This is a genomic window from Kribbella alba (assembly GCF_039529635.1).
Taxonomy (GTDB): domain Bacteria; phylum Actinomycetota; class Actinomycetes; order Propionibacteriales; family Kribbellaceae; genus Kribbella; species Kribbella alba.
Map to the genome: position 1 here is coordinate 221783 of NZ_BAAANE010000010.1, position 20299 is coordinate 242081.

At 67.7% G+C, this 20299-nt stretch carries 19 protein-coding genes and 1 pseudogene; 16 read left to right on the forward strand and 4 right to left on the reverse strand.

The genetic code is table 11. The annotated features are described in order from the left end of the window. Window positions 1-24: 24 nt before the first annotated feature. Together ABD210_RS28165 and ABD210_RS28170 are read left to right on the forward strand one after the other, a co-directional pair. Entirely contained in the window at window positions 25-648 is a 624-nt protein-coding gene (locus ABD210_RS28165) for a bifunctional 4-hydroxy-2-oxoglutarate aldolase/2-dehydro-3-deoxy-phosphogluconate aldolase (protein ID WP_344115451.1), read from the forward strand. Continuing rightward, window positions 641-1576 carry a sugar kinase gene (locus ABD210_RS28170; RefSeq protein WP_344115452.1) on the forward strand — a complete coding sequence of 312 codons (936 nt, stop codon included), beginning with the start codon at window positions 641-643 and terminating at the stop codon, window positions 1574-1576. The genes ABD210_RS28165 and ABD210_RS28170 overlap by 8 nt, the downstream gene beginning before the upstream one ends. Before the next feature lie 27 nt (window positions 1577-1603). Here ABD210_RS28170 and ABD210_RS28175 read toward each other — a convergent pair whose 3' ends face one another. The 3 genes from ABD210_RS28175 to ABD210_RS28185 all read right to left on the reverse strand — a co-directional run bounded on the left by ABD210_RS28175 (window position 1604) and on the right by ABD210_RS28185 (window position 6576). Next, window positions 1604-3058: an ATP-binding protein gene (locus tag ABD210_RS28175; RefSeq protein ID WP_344115453.1), complete on the reverse strand. Its 1455-nt coding sequence runs from the start codon at window positions 3056-3058 to the stop codon at window positions 1604-1606. After that, window positions 3058-4719, reverse strand: a complete 1662-nt coding sequence (locus ABD210_RS28180; protein ID WP_344115454.1) for an NAD(P)/FAD-dependent oxidoreductase — start codon at window positions 4717-4719, stop codon at window positions 3058-3060. Before ABD210_RS28180 ends, ABD210_RS28175 begins: the two co-directional genes overlap by 1 nt. A gap of 78 nt (window positions 4720-4797) precedes the next feature. Then, window positions 4798-6576: a chitinase gene (locus ABD210_RS28185; protein WP_344115455.1), complete on the reverse strand. Its 1779-nt coding sequence runs from the start codon at window positions 6574-6576 to the stop codon at window positions 4798-4800. Window positions 6577-7369: 793 nt separating this feature from the next. Here ABD210_RS28185 and ABD210_RS28190 point away from each other — a divergent pair. The 5 genes and pseudogenes from ABD210_RS28190 to ligD all read left to right on the forward strand — a co-directional run. After that, window positions 7370-7498, forward strand: a pseudogene (locus tag ABD210_RS28190) (helix-turn-helix domain-containing protein); the annotation flags it as partial. A gap of 159 nt (window positions 7499-7657) precedes the next feature. Beyond that, window positions 7658-8629 (forward strand): XRE family transcriptional regulator, encoded by a 972-nt coding sequence (locus tag ABD210_RS28195; RefSeq protein ID WP_344115607.1) that lies wholly within the window; start codon window positions 7658-7660, stop codon window positions 8627-8629. A gap of 1 nt (window position 8630) precedes the next feature. Further along, window positions 8631-9776: a branched-chain amino acid aminotransferase gene (locus ABD210_RS28200; RefSeq protein WP_344115456.1), complete on the forward strand. Its 1146-nt coding sequence runs from the start codon at window positions 8631-8633 to the stop codon at window positions 9774-9776. Window positions 9777-10487: 711 nt separating this feature from the next. Then, window positions 10488-10703 carry an antitoxin gene (locus tag ABD210_RS28205; RefSeq protein WP_344115458.1) on the forward strand — a complete coding sequence of 72 codons (216 nt, stop codon included), beginning with the start codon at window positions 10488-10490 and terminating at the stop codon, window positions 10701-10703. Between the two features lie 145 nt (window positions 10704-10848). Next, window positions 10849-11829 (forward strand): non-homologous end-joining DNA ligase, encoded by a 981-nt coding sequence (gene ligD, locus ABD210_RS28210; protein WP_344115459.1) that lies wholly within the window; start codon window positions 10849-10851, stop codon window positions 11827-11829. A 2-nt stretch (window positions 11830-11831) separates the two neighbouring features. Here the strand turns inward: ligD and ABD210_RS28215 are convergent, their stop codons facing one another. Beyond that, complete coding sequence (locus tag ABD210_RS28215) at window positions 11832-12914, reverse strand: substrate-binding domain-containing protein (protein WP_344115461.1); 1083 nt, start codon at window positions 12912-12914, stop codon at window positions 11832-11834. A 114-nt stretch (window positions 12915-13028) separates the two neighbouring features. Here ABD210_RS28215 and ABD210_RS28220 point away from each other — a divergent pair, with 114 nt between their 5' ends. The 9 genes from ABD210_RS28220 to ABD210_RS28260 all read left to right on the forward strand — a co-directional run bounded on the left by ABD210_RS28220 (window position 13029) and on the right by ABD210_RS28260 (window position 20279). Then, window positions 13029-13424 (forward strand): MarR family winged helix-turn-helix transcriptional regulator, encoded by a 396-nt coding sequence (locus tag ABD210_RS28220; protein WP_344115463.1) that lies wholly within the window; start codon window positions 13029-13031, stop codon window positions 13422-13424. 97 nt (window positions 13425-13521) lie between these two features. Beyond that, on the forward strand, window positions 13522-15180 hold the full coding sequence (locus ABD210_RS28225; RefSeq protein WP_344115464.1) for a purine-cytosine permease family protein: 1659 nt from the start codon (window positions 13522-13524) through the stop codon (window positions 15178-15180). Continuing rightward, window positions 15177-15479, forward strand: a complete 303-nt coding sequence (locus ABD210_RS28230) for an urease subunit gamma (protein WP_344115465.1) — start codon at window positions 15177-15179, stop codon at window positions 15477-15479. Before ABD210_RS28225 ends, ABD210_RS28230 begins: the two co-directional genes overlap by 4 nt. A gap of 11 nt (window positions 15480-15490) precedes the next feature. Continuing rightward, entirely contained in the window at window positions 15491-15892 is a 402-nt protein-coding gene (gene ureB / locus ABD210_RS28235) for an urease subunit beta (RefSeq protein WP_344115467.1), read from the forward strand. Next, entirely contained in the window at window positions 15885-17588 is a 1704-nt protein-coding gene (locus ABD210_RS28240) for an urease subunit alpha (RefSeq protein ID WP_344115469.1), read from the forward strand. Before ureB ends, ABD210_RS28240 begins: the two co-directional genes overlap by 8 nt. Then, window positions 17588-18256, forward strand: a complete 669-nt coding sequence (locus ABD210_RS28245; RefSeq protein WP_344115470.1) for an urease accessory protein UreF — start codon at window positions 17588-17590, stop codon at window positions 18254-18256. Before ABD210_RS28240 ends, ABD210_RS28245 begins: the two co-directional genes overlap by 1 nt. Next, the gene (ureG, locus tag ABD210_RS28250; protein ID WP_344115472.1) at window positions 18249-18989 is read left to right on the forward strand and encodes an urease accessory protein UreG; all 741 of its coding nucleotides are present in this window, start codon (window positions 18249-18251) and stop codon (window positions 18987-18989) included. Before ABD210_RS28245 ends, ureG begins: the two co-directional genes overlap by 8 nt. Next, a complete protein-coding gene (locus ABD210_RS28255; protein ID WP_344115474.1) occupies window positions 18973-19659 on the forward strand; it encodes an urease accessory protein UreD in 687 nt (228 codons plus the stop codon). The genes ureG and ABD210_RS28255 overlap by 17 nt, the downstream gene beginning before the upstream one ends. Beyond that, the gene (locus tag ABD210_RS28260) at window positions 19656-20279 is read left to right on the forward strand and encodes a nucleoside/nucleotide kinase family protein (RefSeq protein ID WP_344115476.1); all 624 of its coding nucleotides are present in this window, start codon (window positions 19656-19658) and stop codon (window positions 20277-20279) included. Before ABD210_RS28255 ends, ABD210_RS28260 begins: the two co-directional genes overlap by 4 nt. Window positions 20280-20299: the final 20 nt, after the last annotated feature.

The window sequence follows — 20299 nt, forward strand, 5'->3', positions numbered from 1 at the left end:
ATCTGTCGCTGAAGGAGAGCTGTCGTGGACTTGCTTGCGGAACTGAGCCGGCGGAAGGTGCTGGCCATCATCCGGGCCGACGGACCGGACCGGGCGCTGGAATGCGTCCGCACCCTGGTAGCCGCCGGGATCACCGCGCTGGAGGTGTCGCTGACGACCCCGGGCGGCGCGGAGGCGATCTCCAAGGCGCGATCGGAGTTCGATCCCTCGGTCCTGATCGGCGCCGGGACCGTCGTGACCGCCGCTCAAGCCGATGAGGTGGCGGCTGCCGGCGCCGGATTCGTCGTCACTCCGGCCATCACCCGTGGAGCCCACCGCAGCGTCGAACTCGGCCTGCCGCTGCTTTGCGGCGCGCTGACACCGACTGAGGTGGTCACCGCGCTCGACCTCGGCGCTCTCGCGGTCAAGATCTTCCCCGCGAAACTCCACGGCCCCGGCTACCTCCGCGAGCTCCGCGCTCCGCTCCCGGCGGCGCCTCTGATCGCCGTCGGCGGCATCGACGCCACCTCGGCGCCCGAATACCTCGCCGCCGGCGCCTTCGCCGTCGGCGTCGGTTCCCCGCTGCTGGGCGACGCCGGCACCGGCGGCCCCCAGTCCGAGCTGTCGGCGCGCGCCGCCGCCTTCCTCACGGCGGTCGCGGATGGCTGACGTCCTCACCTTCGGCGAGACGATGGTGTCCATTCGCTCCAGGGCAGCCCTCCGGATGGGCGGTGAGGCGCACCTCTCGGTCGCGGGATCCGAGAGCAACGTCGCGATCGGCCTTGCCCGGCTCGGGCATCACCCCGCCTGGATCGGTGCTGTGGGCAACGATGAACCCGGGCGGCTGGTTCAGCGGACTTTGCGGGCTGAGGGTGTCGACACCGCCTACCTGCGGTTCACGGACGAGTCGTTCACCGGGTTCATCGCGTTCGACCAGCCCGCGCACGACATCACCCGGGTGAGCTACCACCGCCGCGGCTCCGCCGGTTCCACCTTGACCGCCGACGAGTGCGTCACCGCCCTGGCGTCGGAATCACCGTTGCTGCTGCACGTCACCGGGATCACGCCGGCCCTGTCGGATTCCGCCCGCGCGGCGACGCTGGCCACAGTACGGGTTGCTTCAAGAGCTGGGGTGCAGGTGTCGCTCGACGTGAACTATCGCGGGCGGCTGTGGTCGCGCGCCGCCGCTGCCGAGTCGATGCGAGAGCTTCTGCCCTTCGTACGCACGGTTTTCGCGTCGGAGGACGAGCTCGACATCCTCACCGACGCGGCCGATCCCGTGCAGGTGCTGCTGGCAACCGCCATCCAGGAGGTCGTCGTGACGGCCGGTAGCAAGGGCGCGTGGTCGCACTCCGATCAGGGCAGCATCCACCGGCCCGCCCTGCCCGTCACAGTCGTCGACAGCATCGGCGCCGGCGACGCGTTCGTCTCCGGCTACCTCTCAGCCACCCTCGACAACCTCTCCCCCGAAGGCCGCCTCGACCGCGCCACCACGTGCGGGGCCTTCTGCGTCGGTGCCCACGGCGACTGGGAATCCCTCCCCACCCGCGACGACCTCACCCTCCTGTCCCACACCCACGGCACAGCCCTCCGCTGACTGAAGCTCCGAGCTGCCGCGGGGAGTTCAGATCAGGTCGCCCTGGGCCTGGATCTCGGATTCGGGGTCGACGGGGAGGACGATCTTGAAGCGGGTGTCGCCGGGTTTGCTCTCGACCCGGAGGTCGCCATGGTGTTTCTTGACGACGATGCGCCAGGAGATGTCCAGGCCCAGGCCGGTGCCCTCGCCTATCGGCTTGGTGGTGAAGAAGGGTTCGAAGATGCGGTTGCGGATCTCCGGCGGGATGCCCGGTCCGGTGTCGCCGATCTCGACCACCGCGTAGGCGCCGTCGCGCTTGGTGCGGAGCGTCAGCGTGCCCGAGCCGCCCATCGCGCCGACCGCATTGTCGATGATGTTCGTCCACACCTGGTTGAGTTCGGCCGCGTACGCCGGGATCGGGGGTAGCTCCGGGTCGAAGTCCTTCACCACGGTGACACCGTCCAGCTTGCTCGACATCATCACCAGCGTCGACTTCAGCAGCTCGCGCAGATCCACCACCTGGTAGGGCGCCCGGTCGATCTGCGAGTACTGCTTGGCCGCGCCGACCAGGGTCGAGATCCGGGTGACGGAGTCGTCGATCTCGTTCATCAGCGACTCGGTGTCGATCGTGTACATCAACCAGCGCACCGCGCCCTCGAGGTACTCCGGGCCGACGGCGGTCAGTACCTCCTCCATCCACGGCACATCCAGCCCGACCGCGGCCAGGACAGGTGCGACGTCCCAGCTGGCGGAGACGTCGTGGTCGTCCAGCCAGTCGGACAGCGCGTCCTCTGCGTCGCTGAGCTCCATCGGCGACAGCTCGCGCGCCTTCGCCACCCGCTCGACCGCCGCTTCCTGGATCGCCACGAGCTGGTGCAGCTTCGTGGTGTCAAGGGTGCCGTCGGCAAGCATCGCCAACTTGGACCGCATGCCGGCGACTCGCTGCCGCAGCGTGGCGGCGGCCCGGACTGCGGCGGCAGCGGGGTTGTTCAGCTCGTGGGTCAGGCCGGCCGACAAGGAGCCGAGGGCAAGCAACCGCTCGCGCTGCCCCATCGTCTCGTTGGTCCGCCGCATGCCCATCACGAAGCCCTCGATCAGATGCACCGCCATCGGGAACCAGGCGTTCATCATCGTCGCCATCGTCGCGGCGTCGATCACGAAGAACTCCGACGGCTCGAGCACGTACATCGAGGCCGTGTAGGACTTGCGGTCGTCGGCGCCGAAGAAGGCGTTGAAGGCGCCCGCGTAAACGCCGCGCTGCGACGTCCGGTTGATCTCGACCTCTTCGCCCTGCAGGAGCTTGCACAGCCGGATCCCGCCCGACATCAGCACGTAGCAGCAGGTCGCGGTGTCGCCCTCGGCGAACACCCGGCCCTCGTCGACCGAGCTGACGTAGCCCTCGCGCGCCAGCCAGTCGAGCTGGTCGTCGTGCAGGCTCTCGAAGAGGAACAGCGTGCGCAGCTCGTCGCGGCTCAGCCTGCGGACCTCATCGGTCGTGGTCATCAGAGCATCTCCAGGTATCGGTGCACCAAGGTCACTGCCATCGCCCCGTCGCCCACGGCGGAGGCGACCCGCTTGACCGACTCGGCTCGTACGTCGCCGGCTGCGAAAACGCCCGGCATACTCGTCTCCAGGTGGTACGGCTCCCGCTCCAGGGCCCAGCCGGCCGGTTTGCCGTGCAGGTCCGGTCCGGTCAGCACGAACCCGCGGTCGTCGCGCAGCAGGTCACCCGGCAGCCAGTCGGTCCGGGGCGCGGCGCCGATGAACACGAACATCCACTCCGTGTCCACCTCCCGGCTCTCCCCGGTCGCGCTGTTCGTCAGCGTCACCCGCTCCAGGTGCTCCGAACCCTTGCAGGAGACCACCTGAGTACAGGTGTGCACCTCGATGTTGCCGATGCCGTCGATCTGATCGATCAGGTACGACGACATGGTCGCCTCGAGTGAGGGACCTCTGACCAGCATATGCACGCGTTTGGCGTGTTTCGAGAAATAGACCGCGGCCTGCCCCGCGGAGTTCGCCCCGCCGATGATGTAGACCTGCTGGCCGGCGCAGCTCGGGCCCTCGGTCGTCGCCGAACCGTAGTAGATCCCCTTGCCACACAGATCATCCACGCCCGGCGCTTCCAGGCTCCGGTAGGAGACGCCGGTCGCCAGGATCACCGAGTGGGCAGAGATCTCACTTCCGTCGGAGAACCGCAGCCGCCGGGCCGATCCGAGGGTCTCCAGCCCGACGACCTGACGGGCCGTCAGCAACTCGGCGCCGAAGCGGACCGCCTGCCGCCGGGCGCGGTCGGTGAGCTGAGCCCCGGACACCCCGTCGGGAAAGCCGAGGTAGTTCTCGATCCGGCTCGACTGGCCGGCCTGACCACCCGTCGCGACCTCTTCGACCAGGACTGTCCGCAGTCCCTCACTGGCGCCGTACACGGCAGCGCCGAGCCCGGCCGGTCCGCCGCCGACCACGACCAGGTCGTAGAACTCCTCGGCCGGGTGGGTCGACAGCCCGACCTTGTCGGCCAACTCGGAATCCGACGGCTTGACCAGGACCGTGCCGTCCGGCGTGATGATCACCGGCAGCGTGGAACCGTCGATCCCGGCAGCTTCGAGAAGACGCCTGCTCTCGTCGTCGTCGACGCCGAGCCAGCGGTAGGGCACCGCATTGCGGGCAAGGAAATCCCGGGCCTGGAAGGACGGAGCCGACCAGCGGTGGCCGATCACCCGGGTCTCGTCGCTGGACTGCTCGGGGGTCGACTTCCACAGGTCGATCATCGCGTCGACCACCGGGTAGAGCTTCTCCTCCGGCGGGTTCCACGGCTTCAGCAGGTAGTGGTCGAGGTCGACCACGTTGATGGCCTGGATTGCCGCGTCTGTGTCCGCGTACGCCGTGAGCAGGACCCGCCGGGCGAGCGGGAACAGCTCTATCGCGTTCTCGAGGAAGTCGATCCCGGACATGCCCGGCATCCGGTAGTCGGCCAGCAGCACAGCGACCGGCTCACCCCGCAGCTTGAGCTCGCGGAGCGCGTCGAGGGCCTGGTCCGGGGCTTCCGCCCGGACGATCCGGTTCTCCTCGCCGTACCGGCGCCGCAGGTCGCGGGCGATCGACCGCGAGACCCCCGGGTCGTCGTCCACGGTCAGGATCACCGGGCGGGCTGATGACGTTGGCATGATCCCTTCATACCAGCGCCTACCGAATTCTGGGGCACGTTAATCCACAGGCGAACTAGGCCGCCCTGACGGCGCCCGTCACGGCAGTGCCGCGAGGTACGGCGCGTGGCTGTTCTGGAACTCCCAGTTGTAGTAGCGGTCCCAGTTGATCGACCACGTCATCAGCCCGCGGAACGACGGGGAGACCCCGCCGCGCAGCGTGTATCCGCCGCAGTTCTGGCCCTTCACCAGACAGTCGAGCGCATCGTGAACGGCTGCGGGGGCGGTGTAGCCGTTCCCTGCGCTGACTGCGGCCGGCAGACCGACTGCGATCTGGTCCTGACGGAGTCCTGGAAAGGTCTGCCCGGTGTTCGCCACGGGGAAGCCTGCCTTGATCATGTCGGTCATCGCGATGTGGAAATCGGCGCCGCCCATGGTGTGGTACTGGTTGTCGAGTCCCATCACGGGCCCGGAGTTGTAGTCCTGGACGTGCAGGACGGTGAGCGAGTCACGCAATGCGTGGATCACCGGTAGATAAGAGCCGGTCCGGTTATCGCCGCCGTTCGAGCCGCCGTAGAACTGGTACCCGATCTGGACGAAGAACGTCTCCGGCGCCATCGTCAGCACGAACTTCGCGCCATAGCGGGCCTTCAGCGACTTCAGCGCGGAGATCAGGTTCACGATCACCGGCGTGGTCGGGTTGCGGAAGTCGGTGTCACCGGCGTTGAGGTAGAGCGAGTGGCCCTCGAAGTCGATGTCGAGCCCATCCAGGCCGTAGCGGTCGATGATGGCGCTGACCGAGCTGACGAAAGTGTCGCGGGCCGCCGCAGTGGTCAGCTGGACCTGGCCGTTCGCGCCGCCGATGGAGATCAGCACCTTCTTGCCGGCGGACTGTTTCGCCCTGATCGCCGCGATGAAGTCGGCCTCGCTCTCGACGTTGGGGCACTCGCTCGCCGGGCACCTGTTGAAGCGGATGTCACCTGAGGTCACGGAGGTCGGCTCGCCGAAGGACAGGTTGATGATGTTCCAGGCCGCGGGGATGTCGGCCATCCGGATGTACCCGGAGCCGTTGGCGAAACTCGCGTGCAGGTAGCCGATCAGCGCGTGCTTCGGCAGGCCGGTGTCGGTGCAGCCGGTAGTAGTGCCTGAGGTTGCGGCTGTTTTCGCGGATTCACCGTTGCTGTTGTACGCCGCTACCGAGTAGCTGTGGCTAGTACAGGCAGTAAGCCCATCCACCGTGGCCGTGGTGGTTGCGACCGTCTTGACCGCGGTGGACCCTTCGTAGACGCGATAACCAGTGACTGTTCCCGTGGATGCTCCCCAGGCCAGGGAGATCGCGCTGTTCGTAGTACTGGTGACTGTCGGCGTGCCAGGGAGGCCCGGGGCTCCACCAGGTGGCGGGTTGCCTCCGGGACCGTCCAGATTGACGTCATCCGCCTGGTAGGCCGGTTGGCCGTACCACCCGTGCACGTAAATCTGTGCTGACGTCTGGCTGGCCGCGGAGGTGAAGGCGACTGTCAGCTGCGTGTAGCCAGTGGCCGACGGTGTCCAGGTGGAGGCACCGCCAGTGACACCTAGGTAGACGTAGCTGCCGCGCACCCAGGCCGAGAGCGTGTACGCCGTGTTGGGCTGCACCGCGACCGTCTGGCTGCACTGCGCGAAGTCCGAACTCGACACCGCGCCGTTCAAGGCATAGCTGCCCGAGTGCACCGGACTCGAGACCACCGAACCGCCCGCGCACGTCCAGCCGCTGAGCGAACCGGCCTCGAAGCCCGGGTTGGTGAGCAGGTTCGCGGCCTGGGCGCTGGTGGCGCCGGTCACCAACCCGGTCAGCACGACCAGCAGAGCGACGACCACAGCAAGACAGCGAGAACGCATGACCGGACCTCCGGAGCGGTGGGGGTGCATTTAGTAGAGAGGTTCCTAAACTCCCGGTCAATGGATCGGGCCGTCGGATTCCCGCCCCTGTCCGAAACCCGACGTTGCTGACAGCTGTTCGCCACTGGCGCGCCGATCGCCCTGGACGACGAGAAGCCCCGTCAGGGCCCACACGCAAGGCACGGCCAAACCCGCCCACATCGCCTACACAACCCGTCCGCACCCGGCGCCGGAATCCACACCCCACCGACAGCCCCCTGTATCGACCCCGCCCGCGGCGCAGGTCCACCGGCAGCACGGGTCCGGGCTGTGGCAGCAATTGACGAGGGTGCAGCGGCAATCCAGTGCACCTGAGTACGTCCGCCGCGCCCGTGTGCTGCCAACAGCGCATCGACCCCGCCGTCCCACACAGACGTCTTGCCAGACCGCCCACGCCAGCGCAGCGTCACCGCCCCGTCAGACCACTCAACACCCTCCGCCAGCGTGCCTGTCCCCCGCAGGCCGGACACATGTGTGTGCCGGACAAGCAGGAACAGCCGCGGCTTCTGCTGCGCCATGTTCTGTCTGTCCATGAACAGAGTTTCACCAGCTCAGACCGCGGCCAACAGGTGTGAGCTGTGGGCTACCAGAACAGCCCACACTGCCCTTACCCAGTCCCGTAGCGCAGGCCGGCTGCAGCAGAACAGTTTCTGTCGGTAGGCAGTTGTAGCGTCGCCAGCACGCACCGCAACCACCAGGCGTAACCAGAGGGTCGGCGAACGGGGAGGTTCCTGTGGCTGAGGCAGCGTTCGGCATGCAATTGAGGCAGTCCCGCCAGGCGGCCGCACTCAGCTTGCGGCAACTTGCAACCCGAGTGGGCTACGACCACAGCTACCTATCGCAGGTAGAGCGCGGCCAGCGCCCGGGCTCCACTCAACTCGCACAACTCTGTGACCGCGAACTGAACACAGGCACGACCCTCACAGCCGCCTACCTCCAGCTCCACTCCCAGGAAGTCGCCACTGAACGGCCCAGGACCGGCCGGCTCGCTGGGCAGTCCAGTGGACCGTCCGCCGCACCAGCGGGAGTCGACGTGTTGGAGGTGGCTCGTCACGGCCTCGCAAGCAGCTTCGGCGGGGCACAGCCGGTCAACGAATGGGCCGCTGTCATCTCGAACCACACTGCCGACTTCCACACGACCCCGCCTGCTGAGCTGCTGCCGGAGCTCATGGCGGACCTTCAACTTCTCCGGACGGACACCGCTGCGGTCCTCGCAGTGCCGGCTGCTGAGCTGAGCGTGCTCATCGCTTTGACCCTGAGCGCGCTGGGAAGGATCCGAGCCGCAGGACGGTGGTGGCGGACGGGCCGCATGACCGCCGATGGTTCCGGCGAGCCCTTGACCCGGAGCCTGGTCCGGGGCTGGGAGGCGACCAGCGCCCTGTCGGAGCATCGGCCGCTGCCGGACCTCTTGCACCTCGCCGACGAAGCGCTGGTTCTCGCAGGAGCCGGGCCGGAGTTGTCAGGCCAGCCAAGTTGTGGGGCGCGGGCTCTGGCGGCACGTGCTCTGGTTCTCGCGCGGTTGGGTCGGGGTGGCGACGCACATGAGGCTCTGCGGGAGCTGCTTGGCGTCGCTGGGGATCTACCTGCCGAGGTTGGCGGGGCAACCTCGGTGTTCGGCTGGGCCGCGTACAAGCTGCATGGGGTCGAAGGCTCCGTCTGCTGCGAGCTGGGGTACACGGGCGCGGGCTATGTGGTGTTGGAGCGGGCGCTCGAGCTCTGCCCGGTGGAGCACGTCGGGGAGCGGGCTGGGTTCGAGTTGGGGCTGGCGCGGTGCCTGGTGTTGGACGGCGAGGTTGCAGCTGGGCTGGCGATGGCGATGCGTGTGCTGGTTGAGCTGCCGGATCAGTGGCACACGCACTATCTGTACGACGCTGCCGGCCGCGTGCTGTCCGCAGTGCAAGGGAAGGAGCTTGGCAGGGCGGCCGTGCGGGACTATCGCGAGCTGCTGACGCGCCGGCCGTACCTGAACCGCAGTGTGGGCAGTGGGTCGAGCTCTGCCCGGGCGCAGGGGTAGCGTGCGGTGCGTGACAGGTGCGAACCGGGGAGCGACAGTGACAGACGCGTGGAACTTCGAGGTCGAGTTGCGGAGCGATCCGGCAACGGCAGAGGCGCGGACGGCGGTGCTTGCCAAGCCTGGCTTCGGGCAGGCGTTCACCGACCACATGGTGCTTGCCTGGTGGACCACCGAGCGCGGCTGGCACGACCAGAAGGTGACGCCGTATGCGCCGCTCAAGGTGAGCCCTGCCGCCGCGGTACTGCACTACGCGCAGGAGATCTTCGAAGGCCTCAAGGCTTACCGGCACGCGGACGGCTCTGTGTGGGCGTTCCGGCCGGAGGTCAACGCTGCCCGGTTCAGCCGGAGCGCGCAGCGACTTGCGCTGCCCGATGTGCCGCAGGACGAGTTCGTCTCCGCGTTGCGCGCACTGGTCACTGTGGACGAGGTGTGGGTGCCCGAGGCCGGTAGTGGCGAGACCAGCCTCTACCTGCGGCCCTACATGATCGCCACCGAAGCCGCGCTGAGCGTGCGGCCGGCCGGAGAGGTCCTGTTCGGGGTCATAGCCTCGCCCGCCGGTCCGTACTTCGACACCGGCCCCAAGCCGGTCTCCATCTGGCTGTCGACGACCTCCATCCGTGCGACCCCGGGCGGCACAGGCGCTGCCAAGTGCGGCGGCAACTACGCCGCTAGCCTGGCCGCACTGGCCGAGGCGACCGCGAACGGCTGCAATCAGGTGGCTTACCTCGATGCGGTCGAGCGCCGGTGGATCGAGGAGAGCGGAAGCATGAACCTGTTCTTCGTGTACTCCGACGGGCGCATCGTTACGCCCGAGTTGTCCGGCTCGATCCTGGAGGGCGTCACTCGGGCCTCGGTGCTGGAGCTCGCCGCTGACCTCGGGCACAAGGTCGAGGAACGCCGCATTTCGGCGGACGAGTGGCGCGACGGCATCCGCAGCGGCGAGATCACCGAGGTGTTCGCCTCCGGCACGGCCGCGGTGATCACCCCGATCGGCCGCCTCGCCTGGACCGAAGGCGACCTGACCATCGGCGACCATTCCGTCAACCACGGCGTCGGCCCGGTCACCGCCTCCATCCGTTCCACCCTGCTGGACCTTCAGTACGGTCGTACCCCCGACCCCCGCGGCTGGCTGACCCGCCTCGCCTGAAGCGTCCGTCACCTCGGCTCCCTTTGTCGGTCTGGATGATCGAGTGCGACGACAGAGTTTCGTTGCGCTCGGCAAGCTAGTGCTGCAGCCGGACTTTGTGATGTTGCAGGGACAGGCTCAGACTGCGCAGCGGTCACGAAGCGGCGACCTTGAACACCAAACAGGGGCCGCGGACACGAAATAACGTGTTCAAGGCCCCGACTACCTGTCCCAGGTCCCCACTCTTGGTCAAGGCCACACCACCCAGCCCTCCGCGGCTCCTCCGCCGAAAGGCATCATCACGAACTACGGCTGCCGTACTAGCCGCTGCGATCGAGTCATTTGTGCTGAGCAACTATTCGGTCGGCCTTATCTGCTTGAGCGGATTCATCGATCACCACGATCACTTGCTGTCCGCATCAGGTTGCCGCGTCGCGGCAAGTCCGAACTCTGAGCCAACACACGGCTGAACCCCTTGCATTCAAGGGGGTCGGTTCGGTAGGAACAGTAACTGAACACAACTTGTCACCACCAACTCACCCACAGTGACGGCGGCCTGCCAACACCTCGCGAGGGAGGCAATGACGACGAAGCCGTTCGACGAAGGATCAGGCTTCGGTGACATTGGCAACGATCGCACACCCTGCGGAGGGGGTGTTGGATCCGCGGCCGAGGCGGCACAGTTCGCCGGCCAGACGAACGCATCCAGTCAATCGAAAGGAATTTCACCCCATGAGCATGTTCGACAACCTGAAGGACAAGGCTTCGGATCTCGTCGACGACCACGGCGACAAGGTCGGTGAGGGCCTCGACAAGGCAGGTGACTTCGCCGACGAGAAGACCGGAGGCAAGTACTCCGATCAGATCGACCAGGGAGTCGACCAGGCCAAGGGCGGGCTCGACGGCTTGGACGGCCAGGACGACGACATCGACGGCGACAACCAATAGGCCCTGGCAGGTCGACATCCCCGACGGCCGCAGGGCTTCCCTGCGGCCGTCGGACATCGTAGAAGACGCGAAACTGTCCGGCTGACGGAGAACCGGGCTGGGCTGGTTACTGCCGGATGTCGGCTGCGGCGGTTAGGTTGGCGGCATGGCAGAGTCCAAGGCGGCGAAGGCTAAGAGCCCTGCGGTCGAGCTGGAGGTCGGCGGGCGGACAGTGCGGATCTCCAATCCAGCTCGCGTGTACTTCCCTGCGCGCGGCGAGACCAAGCTCGACCTCGTCAACTACTACCTCTCTGTCGGGGACGGGATCGTGCGGGCGCTGTACGAGCGGCCTTGCATGATGCACCGGTTCCCTGAGGGAGTCGCCGGCGAGAAGGTGCACCAGAAGCGACTGCCGCACGGGGCGCCGCCGTGGATGAAGACCGTCCGGGTCCATTTCCCGCGGTACAACCGGACGGCCGACGAACTGTGCGTCACCGAACTCGCCCACGTCGTCTGGGCCGTCCAGATGTCCACCGTCGAGTTCCATCCGTGGAATTCGCGTTGCGCCGACACCGAGAAGCCCGACGAGTGGCGGATCGACCTCGACCCGATGCCGGAGTGCCCGTTCGATCGCGTACGCCGGGTCGCGCACGTGGCGCACGAGGTCCTCGACGACCTGGGGGTCACCGGCTATCCGAAGACCTCAGGCGGTTCCGGGATCCACATCTACGTGCGGATCAAGCCGGAGCACGGCTTCTCCGACGTACGGCGTGCGGCGCTGGCATTCGCCCGCGAGGTGGAGCGCCGGGCGCCGGATGACGTGACGACGACCTGGTGGCGCAAGGACCGCGATCCGAAGAAGCTCTTCGTCGACTACAACCAGAACGCCCGCGACCACACGATCGCCAGCGCCTACTCCGTCCGTGGCAACCTCGAAGGCACGGTGTCGACCCCGATCAGCTGGGACGAGATCGACGACGTCGACCCCAAGGCCTTCACCATCGCGACCGTGCCCGCCCGCTTCGCCGCTCTCGGCGACCTCCACGCCACCATCGACGACACCGCGTACTCCATCGACACCCTGCTCGAATGGGCCGAACGCGACGAACGCGAAGGCGCCGAAGAGCCACCTCCGCCGGACGAGTGACCTCACCCCGTGCGCGAGATCTGTTGCTGGACTTTGAACTCGAGCCCGTCGGCGACGGCCAGGTAGACGTCCTGGTCGACGAGGTTGCCGTCCAGCCGCATCAGTCCCCGCGGGCTCTCGTAGAAGTGGCCGGACGAGAGCCCGGCGACCGAGGACATATCGATCGATCCGCTCACCTCGCCGAGCCGGGCGAGGAAGCGGATCGCCTCGTAGCAGGACTCTCCGACGGCATTGAGCGCCGGCGCCCAAGCACCGAAGCGGGCGTAGTAGTCGCGGGCGAACTCCCCGCTCTCGACCGTCTCCAGACCGTCGAAGTACGCGGCCGCGGCGTACAGGCCTTCGTTGGCTCCGGCGCCCGCCCCCAGCAAGGTGTTCTCCTCGATGGCGGGGCTGAGCCGCAGCAGTCGGTCGCTCAACCCCAACCGCGAGAACTGGCGGTTGAAGTGCACCGCGTCCTGGCCCATCAGCAGCATGATCACGCCGTCGGCCTTACCGCGATCCACTGACGCGAGCACATCGCCGAAGGCCGTGGTCCCGAGCGGAACATAGGACGCCTGCACGACGGATGACCCTGTACCGCGCAGCGCCCGCGCCGCGACCGACCCCGTCACCCGCGGATACACGTAGTCGTTGCCGACGATCGCCCAGCGGCGTACACCGCGCTGCTCGCGGATCCAATGTGTTGCCGGGAGCAACTGGTTGACCGGGCGTTCGCCGAGCATGAAGACGCCCGGGGTGTCGTCGCTGCCCTCATGCATCGCGGCGAACGCATAGACCACCCGCCCGCCGATCCGCTGGGTCAACGCCACCCGGACGGCCGAGATGTGCCAGCCTGCGACCGCGTCGACGCGACCGCTGTCGACCAGCCGCCCGACCTCCTCCGCGACGACCGAAGGCGGTCGCCCGGCGTCCACCTGGACCAGCTCGATCTGCCGGCCGGTGATTCCCGTGCGCGCGTTGAGTTGCTCGACCGCGAGTTGTCCGCAGGCCAGGCAGGACGGACCGTAGATACCGGTCGGACCCTGGAGCGGGACGACGAAGGCGATGGAAACGACGTCCCGGCGGCGTGCGTCCTGGATCTGCACGAGCACCTCCGTACCACGGCCGGTCTGAGGTTTCTCAGTCTGCAGGAACCGAGGGCAATTCTTCGAGCGCTGGGTTATATTCGCCGCACCGTGAGACGCCGAGGAGGAGATCGGATGACGTCCAGCCTGCTCCTCCTGCTCAAGCAGGCCGAGCGCCGGATCGAGCTGGGCCTGCTGCCCCAGCTCGAGGAGTTGGCCCTGACCATCGAGCAATGGCGCGTGATGTCCGCCCTGCATGAGGAGCCGGGCCAGCCGATGTCGGCGCTGGCCGAGGCGGCGGTGCTTCCGGCGGCAAGCCTGACCAGGCACGTCGACAAGCTGGTCGAGCGCGGCCTGGTCCTGCGCCGCATCCATCCGGACGACAAGCGGCGGATCGTCACCGCGCTCTCCCCCGTCGGCAGCACGGTCGCCGGCCGCCTCCGCGCCGCGGAGCGCGAGCTGGAGCTCGACGTCCGCAGTTACTTCCAATTGGAAATACACGAACGTAGCGGTTCGGCAACACGCAGGTAACAGGGCGTTCCTAGGTTCCTTCCATTCGGGTGCATCACCCCGGCAGCGTCGCCGGCCAGGTGCACCAGCCCGCCCGAAGGTGCCGCAGGAGTTCGCCATGACCGTTGAACCCTCGATCGACCACCGGCCCGGATCGCAGCCGACCGCTCCAGGACAGACCACCGCCACCCGCGAAACTCTCGAGGACTACACGCTGCGGTTCGCGCCGCGCAGCTACCGGAAGTGGTCGACCGGCGTCGTCGCCGTCTCGGCCCTGGGCGGCATCGCCTACCTGGCCGACTTCGCCATCGGCGCGAACATCGGCATCTCCTACGGCACCACGAACGCGCTGTGGGGCATCGCGATCTTCGCCGTCGTCATCTTCGCGACCGGCCTGCCACTGGCCTACTACGCCGCGCGGTACAACGTCGACCTCGACCTGATCACCCGCGGCAGCGGCTTCGGGTACTACGGGTCGGTGGTGACGAACGTGATCTTCGCATCGTTCACGTTCATCTTCTTCGCACTCGAGGGCTCGATCATGGCCCAGGGACTCGAACTGGGACTGCATATCCCAGTCGCACTCGGGTACGCCGTGTCCACGCTCGTCATCTTCCCGCTGGTGATCTATGGCATGAAGGTGCTCTCCACACTGCAGGTGTGGACCACTCCCCTGTGGCTCATCCTGATGGTGCTGCCCTTCGTCTACCTCGTGGTCTCGCACCCCGACTCGGTGTCGACCTTCTTCGACTACCGCGGCGAGAGCAACTCCAGCACGAACCTCGGGTCGATGCTCCTCGCAGCCGGCGTCTGCCTCTCGCTGATCGCCCAGATCGCCGAGCAGATCGACTACCTGCGCTTCATGCCACCGAAGACGCCGGAGAACGCCCGGCGGTGGTGGACCGCGATGCTGCTGGCCGGCCCTGGCTGGGTGGTCTTCGGTGCGATCAAGCAGGTGATCGGCCTGTTCCTGGCCGTCTACCTCATCGCCAACGTGACCGACGGCGCATCCGTGGCCAACGAACCGGTGCACCAGTTCCTGGAGATCTACCGCGGCTTCCTGCCCGGCTGGCTCGCGATGACGCTCGCAGTCGTGCTGGTCGTGATCAGCCAGGTCAAGATCAATGTGACGAACGCGTACTCCGGCTCGCTGGCCTGGACGAACTCCTATACCCGGCTGACCCGGCACTACCCCGGCCGGCTGGTCTTCCTTGCCTTCAACCTGGTCATCGCGCTCGTGCTGATGGAAGCGAACATGTTCGACTTCCTGAACACCATCCTCGGCTTCTATGCGAACTGCGGGATGGCCTGGATCGTGGTCGTTGCCTCCGACATCGTCTTCAACAAGTACCTGCTGAAACTCTCGCCGAAGCACCCGGAGTTCCGCCGCGGCATGCTCTACGCGATCAACCCGGTCGGCTTCGTCTCGATGGCGCTGGCCGCGGGCGTCTCCATCCTGGTGTTCTTCGGCGGTCTGGGCGGCACGATCAAACCGTACTCACCGCTGGTCGCGATCGTGCTCGCCCTGGTGCTCCCGCCGATCCTCGCGATCGCCACGCGGGGCAAGTACTACCTGCGCCGGACCACCGACGGCATCGACCTTCCGATGTACGACGAGCACGGCAACCCCTCGGGCGCAGTACTGCACTGTCACGTCTGTCGACAGGACTATGAACGGCCCGACATGACGGCCTGCGAGACGCACAGCGCGTACGTCTGCTCGCTCTGCCTCAGCACCGACAAGGTGGCCGATCACGTACTTCCGGCGACCGCATGAACTTCACTCCGTCCGACACCGAGAAGCTGCTGCTCTCCGTGGCCGGCATGGTCGCCCGCGACCGGCTGGCCCGGGGGGTGAAGCTCAACCACCCCGAGGCTGTTGCCCTGCTCAGCACCTGGGTGATCGAGCGCGCCCGCGAAGGCGCCCTCGTCTCGGACCTGATGGAGACGGGACGCAGGGTGCTCGGGCGCGCAGACGTGATGGACGGAGTCGCCGAACTGCTCACCGACGTTCAGGTGGAGGCGACCTTCCCGGACGGCCGAAAGCTCGTCACTATCCACAGCCCTATCATCTGAACAGGAGCAGCATGACGAGCGCCAGTAGACTTAGCAATGAAGGACAGGGGGCGCCGGACCGCAGGCCGGGGTCCGTACGAGTGGCGCCGGGCTCGATCGTGCTCAACGCGGACCGGACTGACGACGAACGACTGACGCTGGTGATCGTCAACACCGGTGACCGACCGGTGCAGATCGGCTCGCACCTGCATCTGCCCGACGCGAACTCCGCGCTCGCGTTCGATCGGGCCGCCGCGCTGGGGTTCCGGCTCGACATTCCATCCGGTACGTCGCAGCGGTTCGAGCCGGGTGCATCCCGCGAGGTGGCGGCCGTAGCGCTCCGAGGCAATCGCCGGGTGCCGGGGATTCAGCTGAAGCAGGCCTCGGAGACGTCCGTGCAGCGGACGCCGGGGATTCAGGTGGAGCGTGGTTGAGATCTCGCGGGCTGCCTATGCCGCGCTCTACGGTCCGACGGTCGGTGATCAGGTCCGGCTGGCAGATACGGATCTGTGCATCGAGGTCGAGCAGGACCTCACCGCAGGCGGCGAGGAGGTCGTGTTCGGCGGCGGGAAGTCCATCCGCGAATCGATGGCGCAGGGTACGACGACCCGCTCCGAAGGCGCACCCGACACCGTCATCACCAACGTGCTGGTGCTCGACTGGTGGGGCATCGTGCGGGCCGACGTCGGCATCCGCGACGGGTTGATCGTCGCGCTCGGTCGCGCCGGCAACCCGGACATCGCCGACGGGGTACACCCAGACCTCCAGATCGGCCCATCGACCGACATCATCGCGGGCGAGGGCCGGATCCTCACCGCCGGCGCGATCGACTCCCACGTCCACCTGCTCTCGCCCTCGCAGCTCCACGAGGCGTCGGCGACCGGCATCACCACCATCGTCGGCGGCGGTACCGGTCCGAGCGAAGGGTCGAAGGCCACCACGGTCACGCCCGGCGCCTGGCATCTCGAGCGAATGCACCGGAGTCTCGACGCGTTCCCCCTCAACGTGCTGCTCCTCGGCAAAGGCAACACCGTCAGCGCCGAAGGTCTCGCCGAGCAGGCGCTCGCGGGCGCCGCCGGCTTCAAGGTCCACGAGGACTGGGGATCCACGCCCGCCGCCATCGATGCCGCGCTGAGAGCCGCCGACGAGTGGGGGCTTCAGGTCGCCCTGCACGCCGACAGCCTGAACGAGGCGGGCTTCGTCGAGTCGACCCTCGGCGCGATCGCGGGCCGCTCGATCCACGCGTTCCACGTCGAGGGAGCGGGCGGCGGGCACGCGCCGGACATCCTGTCGATCGCCGCCCAGCCACACGTCATCCCGGGCTCCACGAATCCGACCCTGCCGCACACCGTCAACACCGTCGCCGAGCACCTCGACATGCTGATGGTCTGCCACCACCTCAGCCCCGACGTCCCCGAGGACCTGGCTTTCGCCGAGTCCCGGATCCGCGCGACCACGATCGCGGCCGAGGACATCCTGCATGACCTGGGCGCGTTGTCGATCACCTCGTCGGACGCCCAGGCGATGGGCCGGATCGGCGAGGTGATCACCCGCACCTGGCAGGTGGCGCACGTGATGAAGGCGCGCCGCGGATCGCTCGGGACCGGCTTGCCGGCCGACAACGAACGCGCCCGGCGGTACGTCGCGAAGTACACGATCAATCCGGCGGTTGCCCATGGCATCGATCACGTGGTCGGCTCGGTCGAGATCGGCAAGCTGGCCGATCTGGTGCTGTGGGATCCGGCGTACTTCGGGGTCCGGCCGCGGCTGGTGGTCAAGGGTGGCGCGATCGCCTGGGCCGCGCTCGGCGATCCGAACGCTTCCATCCCGACGCCTCAACCCGTGCTGATGCGGCCGGCCTTCGGCGACGCCATCGGGGCCGACCTGTCACGGACGTTCGTTTCCCCCGCGGCCCTGGACGACGGGCTCGCCGAACGCCTGCAGCTGCGCCGGCAGCTGGCCGCAGTACGGCCGACACGTGAGGTGGGCAAGGCACAGATGAAGAACAACGACGCGCTACCGAGTATCGAGATCGATCCGGAGACGTTCGCGATCAAGGTCGACGGCGACCTGATCGAACCCGCGCCGGCCGAGGTGCTGCCGCTCGCCCAGCTCTATGCGATGTTCTGATGAGCTCAGCCGAATTGGTCGCCTTGATGCTTGCCGACGGCCGCCTGCCGACCGGCGGTCATACCCAGTCCGCAGGTCTTGAACCAGCGGTCCGGGCGGGCTTAGGGGCCAACGGCAACCAGGACATCGCCGCCTATGCGCGAGATCGGCTGAGAACGGTCACCCGAGTGGACGCCGCGGTCGCGACCGTCGCACGAGCAGTTGCCCTCGCCAACCAATCGTTGTCACCAGTTGAGGCCGCCTGGGCTGCCAGGACTCCGAGCCAGGCGCTAAGAGCAGCCTCACGACGACAAGGTCGGGCCTACCTGCGATTGGCTGCCCGCGTTTGGCCCGCAGTGCTCGATCACCTGACTGCCGACACTGAGACCGCCCGTCCTGTGGTGGTTGGGGCGATCGGCGCGGTCACAGGTCTTTCCGCGGAACAGGTAGCGCGGCTGGTCGGGTATGACGACGCGCAGACCGTGGTTGCGGCCTCACTCAAACTGCTGCCGGTCGACCCTGCCGAGGCGGCCGGGTGGTTGGCGGCCCTGCATGCACCCATCGAGGATCTGACGTCCGCCGCCGCAGGATTCACCAGCCCGGACGAGATCCCGGCGTACGGCGCTCCGCTGGTCGACGCCTTCGCCCAAGCCCACGCCACCGAGAGAATGAGGTTGTTCCATGCCTGAGATGCCTGAGAAGCCGGACCAGCCTGGGAACCGTTCCTTCCGGCTCGGTGTCGCCGGGCCGGTCGGCACCGGCAAGAGCTCGCTGATCGCCACGGTCTGCCGCGAGCTTGCCTCCGTACTACGACTCGGCGTGATCACCAACGACATCTACACCGATGAGGACGCGCGACTGCTCAGGTCGGCCGGAGTACTCGACCCAGAGCGGATCCGCGCGGTCGAGACCGGGGCCTGCCCGCATACAGCGATCCGCGATGACGTGACACCGAACCTGATCGCGGTCGAGGACCTGGAACGCGACTTCGCCCCGCTGGACGTGGTCCTCGTCGAGTCCGGCGGGGACAACCTGACGGCCACCTTCTCCCCCGCTCTCGTGGATGCGCAGATCTTCGTCCTGGACGTGGCCGGCGGCGGCGACGTGGCCCGCAAGGGTGGACCGGGGATCGCGCGCGCCGATCTGCTGGTGGTCAACAAGACGGACCTCGCACCGTACGTGGGGGTGGACGTCCCGCGGATGGTCGCGGATGCCCAAGCAGCTCGCGGCGGCAAGCCGGTCCTGGCGTTGTCGCGGACCGATGCGGAATCCGTCGCCCGACTCAAGGATTGGGTGCTCTCGATGACAGCAGTGGTTCGCAGCGGCGGGCATACACCGGTCGATCCCGGGCCGATGGCGCCGCACTCGCACGTCGGCGACGACGGGCTCCTGATCACGCACACGCATGCTCACTCGCATTGAGGTCGTCGCCGACCCGGTTCGCGATCGCTGCGTCCTGACCACCGGCCTGCTCTCACCCCGTCGGCTGCCTGCTCCGAATGGCATAGTCCGGATCGCGCTGGTGGCCGCAGGTGCGCTGCTGCTGGCCGGGGATCACGTTCGCATCGAGGTCAAAGTCGAAGGCGCCGTCCGGGTGGAGATCATCGAGACGGCCGGCACCGTCGCCTACGCGATGCGTGGGGGGTCGAGTAGCTGGGATGTCGACCTCACTCTGACGGCCGGCGCGCACCTGACCTGGCACGGCGAACCGTTCGTGGTGTCCGCGGACGCTGAGGTGACCCGCTCGACGTCGCTCACCCTGGACGCCGACTGCGAGCTGGCCCATCGTGAGTCGCTCGTGCTCGGCCGCCACGGCGAGACCGGCGGCAGGCTGAGCACCGTACTGCGAGCCGTCGTCGGCGGGGAGCTCGTTCTGGCCGAGGACCTCGACCTCTCTGCACAAGCGCGGCGAGGCTGGGCGATCCTCGGGAGCGCGCGCTGCCTCGACACGGTGACAACGCTCGGCTTCCGACTGCCCGACGACGACCAGACCCTCCAGCTCGAAGCCGTCGGCTCGATCGCCCGTCGCCTGGTCGCTGACCACCACGAGAGCGACCTGGGCAAGGTCTGGGCGAATAACATCTGGGGATGACGTCACGCGAAGCGGCTTACGACCGTGCGGTTGAGCTCGCAACAGGTGGAAGCCGCGCGATCCTCGGCATCACCGGACCGCCCGCGGCCGGCAAATCGACGTACGCCGAGCAGCTCGCGGCGCAGCTGATCGCCGACGGGCACAAGGTCGCGCTGGTTCCGATGGACGGGTATCACCTGGCCCAGGCGGCGCTCGAGGAGCTCGGGCTTGCCGAGGTCAAAGGCGCGCCGCACACCTTCGACGGGTACGGGTTCGTCGCCCTGCTCGAGCGGCTCAAGAGATCCCCCGACGAGACGATCTGGGCGCCACGGTTCAATCGCGACCTGGAGGACTCGATCGCGGCGAGCATCCCGGTCGCGCCCGAGGTGAGCCTGGTGATCACCGAGGGGAACTACCTCCTGCTCGACCGGGAACCGTGGTCCACCGGGCGAACCCTGCTCGACGCGTGCTGGTACCTCGACCTCAGCGCGGACGTCCGGCACGAGCGGCTGGAGCAGCGGCATCTGCGTCATGGGCGATCGCCCGACGAGGCCCACGAGCGCACCTTCGGCAGCGACGAGAACAACGCCCGCCTGATCGCCGCGACGGCCTCCGCCGCGGACGCGATCATCTCCCTGTGACAGGGCGCTCCCGGCTTCCT